The organism is Streptomyces sp. NPDC014006 (assembly GCF_043088925.1).
Taxonomy (GTDB): Bacteria; Actinomycetota; Actinomycetes; order Streptomycetales; family Streptomycetaceae; genus Streptomyces.
Genome location: NZ_JBICAJ010000028.1, coordinates 20,179 through 29,709 on the forward strand (window position 1 = coordinate 20,179; position 9,531 = coordinate 29,709).

Here is a 9,531-nt window from a genome sequence, read left to right on the forward strand (position 1 = left end):
ACGAGCCGCCGGGACCGCTCTCTCAGCTCCTCTCCCCGCGCCAGTCGCCGCCGCGTCGGGCCCAGCGCACCGCGGGTGCCACCGCGAGCCCCGCCAGGGCGAACAGGACGCCCAGCACCGCCCAGCCCAGCGCCCCGTGGGCGATCGCGGTGACCGTGACCAGCGCCGGGCCCGCCATCATGCCCGCCGACATGCCCGCACCGAAGACCCCCTGGTAGACGCCGTGGGCGCGGGCGTCGGCGAGTTCGTAGCCGAGGGTCCAGCCGCCGGCCGCCGACAGCACCTCGGCGAAGACCTGCACCACCGAGCCGGCGGTCAGCGCGAGCACCGCCCACAGGGGCGAGAGCCCGGCGGACACGGCGTACACCGCGCAGGCCGCGGCCAGCAGCAGGCCCGACCAGGCCATCGCCCGCACCGCGACCGGCACCCCCGCCGTGCGCCGGGCCACCCGCACCTGGAGCAGTGCCACCAGCACACAGTTGACGATCATCAGCAGCGCCGCCGTCCAGCGCGGCGCCCCGGTCCGCTCCACGATCCACAGCGGCAGCCCGACCTCGGACAGCGAGAACTGCACGACCAGGACCGCGTTCAGCACCGTCACCGCCAGGAACGGAAGATCGCGCACCGCCCGCCAGGGGCTGCCGGCCGGCGCACCGCCGTCCGGTGCACCCCGCTCGGCGACGTGCGCGGCCAGCGGCAGCCGGGGCACCAGCAGGGCCGGTCCCGCGAACGACAGCGCGTTCAGCACGATCACGGTCAGGTACGCGGCCCGCGAGTCCAGTTGCAGCGCGACGGCACCGAGCACGCCGCCCGCCCCCATGCCGACGTTCGTCACCATCCGCAGGTACGCCCGCGCCTCCACCCGGGTCGCCGCGGGCAGCACGTCCGCGTACAGCGCGCCCTGCACACCGCGGCTCGCCATCTGCAAACCCGTCGCCACGATCACCGTGACGAGGAAGCCGGCGTAGGAGTGCACCAGCGTGTACGCGGCCGTCGCCAGACCCGTACCGCCCCACAGCAGCGCGCCCACCCGCCGGGCGCCCCACCGGTCCGCGGCCCGCCCGGCGGGCACGCCGGCCGCCACACCGACCAGTCCGGCGACCGTCATACCGACGCCGACCGCGGTCGCGTCCAGGCCGACGATGCGCGTGAAGTACAGGACGCCGAGGGGGAAGTACAGTCCGTTGCCGAGGGAGTTGACGGCGGTCAGCACCGTGGCCAGGCGCAACGCCGGGTCGGTGGGCAGCAGTCCGCCGGCCCGGGTGGCGCGGCCGGTCTCCGGAACGGGGCGTGTCGTGGTCATGCGGATCAGGCAACCCGGTCGCCGGGCCCGCGCGGCATTGATTTAGCGTGGCGCTCAATGATCGAGTTCCGCTTCGGCATCGGAGACCTCGCCACCACCTCCTTCGCGTACTCCCCGCTGCAGGAGACGGTGTTCTCGCTGCGCTGCCTGCACGACCCGGCCCGCTACCCGCACCACCGGCCGTGGCTGCGCCGGATCCGGCCGCGCCTGGCCGGCCTCGACCACGAGATGCTGACGGCCCTGTCCGCGCCCTGGCTGTGGGTGCCGGACTTCCTCACCCCGCGGCCCTCCCGCGCCCGCCCAGCCGTCGCCGACGAACTCACCACGCTCCGCCGCACCCCGCCGGACGTCGTCGCCGCCGACTTCCGCGCCACCTACCGCACGAAGGGCGCCCTGCCGCCCGTCATCGCGCGGGGCCTGACCGACCCGCCGGCGCTGCTGACCCGGGTCGTGAACGCCCTGGAGGAGTACTGGCACGCCTGCCTCGCCGACGCCTGGTGGCCGCGCGTCCAGGCCGTCCTGGAGGCGGATCTCGCCCACCGGGGGCGGGTGCTCGCCGAGCAGGGCGCCGCCGCGATGCTGTCCGGGCTGGACGACCGGCTCACCTGGGACGACGGCCGACTGAGGCTGTCCACCCAGCACTTCACCGTCCCCGCCCCGTGGACCGACATCGTCGGCATCGCCGGGCGCGGGATGGTCCTGCTGCCCACACTGTTCGCCCGCGGCGCCCAGCCCACGATCGATCCGTCACGCCCGCCGGTACTGGCCTATCCGGCCCGCGGCCGCGCCCTCCTCTCCGAGCAGCCCCCGCCGGTCACGGACGACGCGCTCGGCCGCCTCCTCGGCCGCCCCCGCGCCCGCCTGCTGCTCCTGCTCGCCGAACCCGCCTCCACCACGGAGCTCGCCCACCGCCTCGGCGTCACCCCGGGCGCGGTCAGCCAGCACCTCACGGTCCTCTACGACGCGGGCCTGCTCACCCGCACCCGCACCGGCCGTATCGTCCACTACGCCCGCACCGCCCTCGGCGACGACCTGTGCCGTTAGGCCCTGGGCTCATGGCCGGCGAGCACGCTGCCCGTGCGGTACAGCTCCACGAGCAGCGGCCGCAGGGCGCGCCCGGCCGGGGTGAGTGTGTAGCGGGTGCGGACGGGGAAGCCGGGCAGCCGGTGCTGCTCGACCAGGCCCCGCTCGCGCAGGGTGTGCAGCCGCTCGGTGAGCACCTTCGCACTGATCTGCGGAAGCCCCTCACGCAGCTCGCCGAAGGAGTGCGGGCCCCGCATCAGTTCGCGCAGGACGAGCGTGGTCCAGCGGCCCGCGACCGCCGCCAGAGCGACCTCCACCGGGCAGTCCGGCTCGGGCCGGGCCGTGCGTCCCGCCGCTGAGGGCACCAGCTCGGGGTCCCACGCGTGGGTTTCCGTTTGGTGAGCCACGCCGCCACCGGCTTGGCTGCCGTCATGAGCATCCCCGCGAACGATCACGCACCCACCATCGCCCTCACCCCGGACCCCGCGCAACACCCCCGGGTGTTCGCCGCCGCCTTCAACTCCGGCAGCGCGCGGGCACTCGCCGCCGTCTACGAGGAGGACGCGGTGTTCGTGCCCCGCCCCGGCACGGCGGTGACCGGCCCGGACCGCTGGGCCGCCAACGCGGCGTTCCAGTCACTGGGCATACCGATCACGGTCCGCCCCCGGCACACGTATGTCGCCGGCGACCTCGCGTTGCTGGTCGTCGACTGGGTCATCGACGGCACCGGCCCGGACGGCACACAGGTCCACCTGGAGGGCACCGCCACCGATGTCGCGCGCCGCGGGCACGACGGCCTGTGGCGCTATGTCATCGACAATCCGTTCGGCACCGCGGGGTGACCGTGTCTGCTAGGCCGGCGACTCTTCCAGCGGCGCGGTCCGCCGCCACGGCAGCAGCCCCTCCAGCTGCTCGGCGAGCTGCAGGAGTTCCGCCTCAGTCCCGGGCCGCCCCACCAGCTGTACGGCGGTCGGGGCGCCCGAGGGCAGGGTGCCGAGCGGGATCGTCGCGGCCGGCCAGCCGGTGAGGTTCCACGGCGGGGTGAACGGCGAGTAGGAGGTGTTGGCGGCGATGTTGCGCAGCCAGCCCCGCTCGTGCCAGGGCGCGGCCTCGGGGGAGCGGCGCGCCAGTGCGGGCGTGAGCAGCACGTCGTAGTGCGCGAAGAACGGCTCCAGCCGTTCGCTCAGCTGCTCACGGGCCCGCCCGGTGCGCACGGTGTTCAGGAAGCGGCGGCCGACGGCCGCGTGGACGCGGGTGCGGCGGGCCAGCAGCCGCCGGTCCAGGCCGGCCGCGTCGACGGCGGTGCCGGCCGTCCAGTGGGCCAGCGCGGTCACCCCGAGCGTGAGCGGATACGGCGGCTCGGCGCGCCGTACCGTGTGCCCGGCGCGCGCCAGCAGCCCGGCCGCCGCACGCACCGCCGCCCTGTACGGCGCCGTCACCGCGACCCCGGCGAGCGGGCTGCGCAGGGACACGGCGATGCGCCGGGCGCCGGGCGCCGGGGGCCGTACGACGTCGGCGCCGGCCAGGACCGACAGGGCGAGGCGGACGTCCTCGACCGTCGTTGCCAGCGGGCCGTTCTCCGCCATGCCGAACCAGTCGCCCTCCCCGATGCCGGCCGGCACCACCCCGCGCCCCGGCTTGATCGTGACCAGGCCGCAGTTGGCGGCCGGGATGCGCAGCGAGCCCATGCCGTCGTTGCCGAGCGCCAGGGGCACGAAGCCGGCGGCGACCGCGGCCGCGCTGCCGCCCGAGGAGCCGCCCGCCGTGCGGGAGGTGTCCCACGGGTTGCGGGAGGTGCCGTGCACGCCCTCCGTCGTACCGAAGACGCACAGTTCGGGCACGTTCGTCAGGCCCACGACCACCGCGCCCGCCGCGCGCAGCCGGGCCACGGTCACGTGGTCGGCCCCGGCGGGTGTGTCCGCGGTGGCGGCGGAGCCGACGCGCATCGACTCGCCGCGCACGGCTAGGTTGTCCTTCACCGCCACCGGCACCCCGGCCAGCGGCAGTTCACCGAGATCGCCCCGGGCGCCGACGGCGTCGGCCTCGGCGAGCGCCGCCTGCGCGCGCACCGTACGGAAGGCGCCGATCCGCCCGTCCAGCCGGTCGATCCGGGCGAGATGCTCGGCCACCACCTCGCGCGGCGTGGCCCGCTTCTCGCGGACGGCGGCGGCGATCTCGGCGGCGGACAGACCGACCCAGCTGGTCACGGGCAGCTCCTCGACATCGGACGGCGGTGATTACTGGTGAGTAGTGCGTACGCAGGGAAAACTGTGCCCTGCCGGACGCCGTGCGTCGAGAGGCCGGCGGGGCGTGATCTCAGCCGGCCGCGGGGGTGGCGTTGTGTGCTCGTCCCGCCGGACGGGCCAGATCACGCAGGTCGTCCGGTAGCAGGTCCGTGACCCGCTGCCGCTCCGCTGCGCCGGATGCGCCCGCGCGGGCCAGCCGCAGCAGCCCCAGGTGCGCCTCGGCCTGCTCCTGCAGGGCGAGCAGCCGCTCGGCCGCGTCGATCCGCACGTCGGTGGGTGCCCCTTCGTCGTGGAGAACCGCCCGAAGGGACCGCAGTGCCGTGCCCCGCGCCTCCCGCCAGCGCGCCAACCGTGCCGCGGTCTCGACCCGCAGCTGCGCCTCGGCGCGCTCGCCCTCCAGCACCCGCCGATAGGCGGCCACGGCCTCGGTCCCGATGTCCAGCTTCTCCCACGCGGCGGCCACCGCCGCGTGGGCCGCGGGGTTCGTGATGTGCGGGCCGGCCAGGTCCCGCAGGAGCCGGCGACCCTCCTCGCCCAGGTCCTCGGCGAGCAGAGCGGCGGCCCTGGCGCGCGCGTCGAGCGGGACGGCGGGGTCCGACGCGAGGTCACGCGCGAGGCGGACGCGGCTGAAGGCGCCCAGGGCGGGCAGGTACGCGCAGACGGCCACGCGCAGCGCGGGTGGCGTCTCCCGGTCGGCCGCGAGCGGGTACCAGGCCGCCCGGGGGTATGCGTGGGCGGTTTCCGCGGCCGCGATCCGCTCGGCCAGAGGAGCCGCCGAGTCGCGGGCCCAGCCGAGCAGGGCCGTCCGGACGCGCTCGTCCTCGGCTTCGTCGTGGATCAGGTGGTACAGGTTGCGCAGCCCGGTGACGGCTTCCGGCTGTCGCCGGGCCAGGAGCCCGCTCCACCGGGCGAGGGCTTCGCCCATGTCCACGCCCGCCAGGAACCCTGCGGGGGCGGTGACGCCCTCGTCCTCCTGGAAGAACGACAGGTGTGTCAGGTGGTCGGGGAACGCGCCGTCGAACGAATGTGCGCCCATGGCCGTGTGCAGGCTGAGGGCGTGCAGGCGGTCCTGGCCGAGCCCCGCCATGAGTGTCCGCCAGCGGCGATAGGGGATCAGACCGAGCAGTCCGTGCACGGCCAGGGCCCGCACTCTCGGCCGGCCGACGGCCCCGTCGGCGATGCGTCGCATGGCTCGCCGAAGGCGCGGCACGATCGCCGCCCGGTGCGGTGTGTCGCTCGCGACCCGCAAGAGGTCGCCCGGCGGCACGGCCTCGTCGTCGATCAGCGCCTCCAGCCGCCTGCGCAGCGTCCTGTCCGGGGTCAGGGCGTCGGCGAGATCGAGCAGTCGCCACAGGTGATCGTCCGTCAGGCCCGACTCGTCGAGGATCCGGTGCAGGATCTCCACCGCGGTGCGCACGTCGACCTCGGCCAGGTCGGTGAGCGCGTCGATGCGGTTCTCCGTGCCCGCCCAGGGGTCTTCGGCGATACGCCGCAGCACCTGCGTGGCCAGAGCACGGTCCCCGGCGTCGAGCAGGCCGCTCGCAGCCGAGTGCTGGACGTCGCCGGGCAGTGTGCGGTCGAGGGCGAACTCGGTGAGCAGGGGGCCGAGCGCGGCCGGGTCGATGTCCTCCAGCGCCTCCACCGCCGTCAGCCGGTCGAAGGCCCCGATGTCGCGGTCCGCGGCCACACGCCTGAGCATGCTCTCGGCCTCCGCCGAGGCGCCCAGCTCCGCGAGGGATCTCGCGCACTGGGCGAACTCGAAGCGGTCCGTTTCGGGCTGGTGGAGAGCGTCGAGGAGAAGCTGTCGGCTCGCGGCTGTGTGCCCCAGCTCGCGCAGGGCGCCGGCCACCTGCGGTGCCTCCCATGACTCGGTTCCGGCCGCGGCCAGGGACAGGAGGCACTCCTCGGCCAGGGAGACGTGACCGGACTCGACGAGCCGTCCGGCTGCCTGGGTCCGGGTGAAGGCGGACCGCCGCTCGTCGCGTGCGACCCGCTCGAGCAGGTGCACGTCGTCGATGTGGTGCACGATGATGCCGACCAGGTCGTCGGACGACTCCGCGGCACCGGCCAGGTAGGCGTGGAGCGCACGGGCCGCGGCCCTGCCCGCCGCGGTCCCGCGGGCGGTCAGGCGACGGGCCGCGTGGTAGCGCAGGGCGAGCGGAAGGGACGCTTCCGTGCACACGTCCACCAGGGCATCGGGGCGTACCGGGGCGAGCAGCACGGCGCGCAGATACCGCACCAGTTCCTCGCCGGCCGCGGCCGCCACCGGGTTTGCCGCCACGGCGCCGGCCAGCGCGGTGCGGGTGGGCAGGCCCGTGCCGGCCGGAAGGCTTCTTTCCAGCTCTTCGACGTGGGCATGGGGAAAGTCGGTCGTGCGCAGAACGGCGCACAGGGCGGCTGTCGCGGCGTTCGGCTCCAGCTTCAGCAGCGCCAAGGCCGCCTTCAGGCGCGAATCCGGCACACAGTCGGCGTCCTCGGCCACAGAGGCGAGCCGTGCGCACGCCCCGGCGTGCTCGCCCGCGTCGGCGAGGAGCCGTGCGGCCTCGACCCGCAGGGTCGCCGGGAGGTCGCCGTCGTCGGCGAGCGCACCGGCCAGTTCCATGGCCCGGTCGCCGTACCGCCGCACGTAGTGCCGGAGCGCCCCGAGGCGTGGCTCATGCGGGACGGCCGGGTCGCGGACGACGGCGGCCAGGCCCTGCTCGTCGAGCACCGCGTACAGCCGGTCGAGGACCGTCTCCACGGTGAGGTCACCGACGCTCACCCGCCGCCCGTGCAACTTGATCACGGCGCGGGTGAACCGCGCCGTGAGCTCCTCGTCGGTGGCGAGTTCGTCGCTGAGGACGGTGGCGCACAGCAGCAGGTCGCGCCAGCCGCCGCTGTCCACGGCGGTGCGGAGGAACTCCCCCAGCGGGATGCCCCGGGCGTGCCAGCGCGCGGCCATGAACAGCACGAGGTTGGGCCGCTCGCCCGCGATCGCCTCGCGTACGACGTGCAGCGCCTCGGGATCCTTCGGGCCGAGCCGGTCCGCGAGGGACCACGCCGCCAGGTACTCCTGGATGGTGTGGTGCAGGAACTGCAGCTCCGTGCCCTGCTGCCGCACCAGACCGGTGAGGGTCAGGGCGCGGAACACCAGGTCCCGCGCTGCCGGCTGTCCCAGGTGCCGTTCCTGGAGGAGTTCGCGTGCTTGATCGAGCAGCGGCCGCAGGTCTCCGCCCTGCCGCCGCTCGGCCACCGTGAGCAGCACCTCGTGCACCTGGTCGAGCAGGCCGGGCGTGATGCCGTGCACCGGGGCGCCCCCGCGGGCAAGCCGCCGTGCACCCTTGTCCCGGAGCACGGCGAGGAACTGCTCGTACAGCTCGGCGGGATTGCGCGGCAGCTCCCGTACCGCCGCGACGACACAGATCATGGTCAGGTACAGCGGGTTGCGGGCGACCTCGCCCAGACGGCCGCGGCGCACACCGAGCGCGAGTTCGGCCGCACGGCGAGCGGCGTCCGGTACGGCGAGCGCCTTAAACCACGCGGCGGCGACCTGTCCGATCTCCCGGTCGCCGAAGCCCTCCAGGGCGTACCGGCCCAGCGCGGCCAGCCGGTTCATCTCGGCGGTGACCAGGGAGCGGCTGGCCACCACGAACCGCAGGTGGGGTTCGCGCGCCCACCGCTGGATCAGGCGGATGACGACGCCGCGTTCCTCGGGATCCAGCACCTCGTCGAGGCCGTCGACACACACCAGCCAGGCCACCTGCGGCAACGGCCCGGCGTCGAACATCTCCGGCCGGGGCGAGCGGCGCAGCCCCGGCAGATCCCGTCCCACCGCGGCCGCCAGGGCCTCGGCGAACGGACCGTTCGTCAGCTGCTGGGCGGCCACCCGCACCGGCATGTAGGGCGGGGCCTGCGCAGGGTCCTCCAGCCAGGCGGTGGCGCTCACGTACGTCAGCCGGCGCAGCAGGCTCGACTTGCCCACTCCGGCACCGCCGGTGAACAGCACGTGCTGTTCACCGGCGAGCACGCTCTCCGCCGGGCGGTTCGTCACCGGACGCCGCCGTCGGGGATCGTGGCCGTCGGCGTCGTCGTCGGGCGACGCCTCCTGCCGGACGTACACCGTCGACAGCGGTACGTCACCGGCGTCGGCCAGGAGCGCCGCGTAAGGGTGCTCGTCGGCTCCCTCGCGGGCGGCCGCCAGGTAGTCCCGCAGCAGCGGGCCGGGGTGGCGCAGCCCCGCGGCGCCGATCTGCTCGTCGGTGAGCGTTTCCAGCCAGTCGGTGGGCGGCTCGGCGGCCGGGTGGCGGGCGAGGATTTCCGCGATCGGAATCATGTGGGCGCTGCCCGCCTGGTTCGACGTGGTGAGCATGCCGCACACGGCGCCGGTACGCAGATTGACCACGGGGCTGCCGCTGAAACCCTCACCGACCGGGGTGCCGTAGCCACGGGCCAACGGCACGGAGTCGGTGAATGCCAGCCGGGACTCGCCCTGGTGCTCCAGGGTGGCCCCCTGCCCCGCACGGTAGGTGCCACGTGGATGCCCGTACGCCCACATGCGGTCGCCGAGTCGAGTGCAGGGCGAGGTCAGCACGGGGCCGGGGCTGGGGGAGACGCTTCCCGGATCGAAACGCAGGAAGGCGATGTCGAGACCGCCGGCCGACCGATGGCTGTCCTCGGCGGACGCGGTGAGAGGGAACTCCTGCCCCGTCACCGAGATCCGCCCGCGCACGGTGTCCGCGCCGGCAACCACGTGTGCACAGGTGACCACGGTCCCGGGCGCGAGGACGAAGCCTGTGCCGCCACCGCGCCCCTCCGGCAGGTCCAGGGCCACGGTCGCGCACTCCAGCAGCCTCTTCCAGAGGTCCACGGCTAGGGTCTTTCTTTCGGATCAGGCCGGGTCAGGGAGCGGGGTCTGGTGCCGTGGATCGCAAGGCGGAGGAGGGCGCCATGGCGGAGCCATGGCAACCGACGACAACGCGG

6 protein-coding genes are annotated in these 9,531 nt (G+C 74.8%); 2 read left to right on the forward strand and 4 right to left on the reverse strand.

Annotated elements, in window-relative coordinates; all coding sequences use genetic code 11:
- Positions 1 to 22: 22 nt before the first annotated feature.
- Positions 23 to 1,303 carry an MFS transporter gene (locus ACF1GV_RS41140; RefSeq protein WP_391692081.1) on the reverse strand — a complete coding sequence of 427 codons (1,281 nt, stop codon included), beginning with the start codon at positions 1,301 to 1,303 and terminating at the stop codon, positions 23 to 25.
- 57 nt (positions 1,304 to 1,360) lie between these two features.
- Here ACF1GV_RS41140 and ACF1GV_RS41145 point away from each other — a divergent pair, with 57 nt between their 5' ends.
- Positions 1,361 to 2,347, forward strand: a complete 987-nt coding sequence (locus ACF1GV_RS41145; RefSeq protein ID WP_391692083.1) for a DUF5937 family protein — start codon at positions 1,361 to 1,363, stop codon at positions 2,345 to 2,347.
- Here ACF1GV_RS41145 and ACF1GV_RS41150 read toward each other — a convergent pair.
- The gene (locus ACF1GV_RS41150) at positions 2,344 to 2,733 is read right to left on the reverse strand and encodes a winged helix-turn-helix transcriptional regulator (RefSeq protein WP_391692085.1); all 390 of its coding nucleotides are present in this window, start codon (positions 2,731 to 2,733) and stop codon (positions 2,344 to 2,346) included. The two genes, ACF1GV_RS41145 and ACF1GV_RS41150, sit on opposite strands and share 4 nt — an antisense overlap.
- Positions 2,734 to 2,757: 24 nt before the next feature.
- On the opposite strand from ACF1GV_RS41150, the gene ACF1GV_RS41155 reads away from it, so the two are divergent.
- Positions 2,758 to 3,168 (forward strand): YybH family protein, encoded by a 411-nt coding sequence (locus ACF1GV_RS41155; RefSeq protein WP_391692087.1) that lies wholly within the window; start codon positions 2,758 to 2,760, stop codon positions 3,166 to 3,168.
- A gap of 9 nt (positions 3,169 to 3,177) precedes the next feature.
- On the opposite strand, the gene ACF1GV_RS41160 is transcribed toward ACF1GV_RS41155, so the two are convergent.
- Positions 3,178 to 4,533, reverse strand: coding sequence for an amidase (locus ACF1GV_RS41160; RefSeq protein ID WP_391692089.1), 1,356 nt, complete (start codon positions 4,531 to 4,533; stop codon positions 3,178 to 3,180).
- 109 nt (positions 4,534 to 4,642) lie between these two features.
- Entirely contained in the window at positions 4,643 to 9,418 is a 4,776-nt protein-coding gene (locus tag ACF1GV_RS41165) for a trypsin-like peptidase domain-containing protein (protein ID WP_391692091.1), read from the reverse strand.
- Positions 9,419 to 9,531 lie beyond the last annotated feature (113 nt).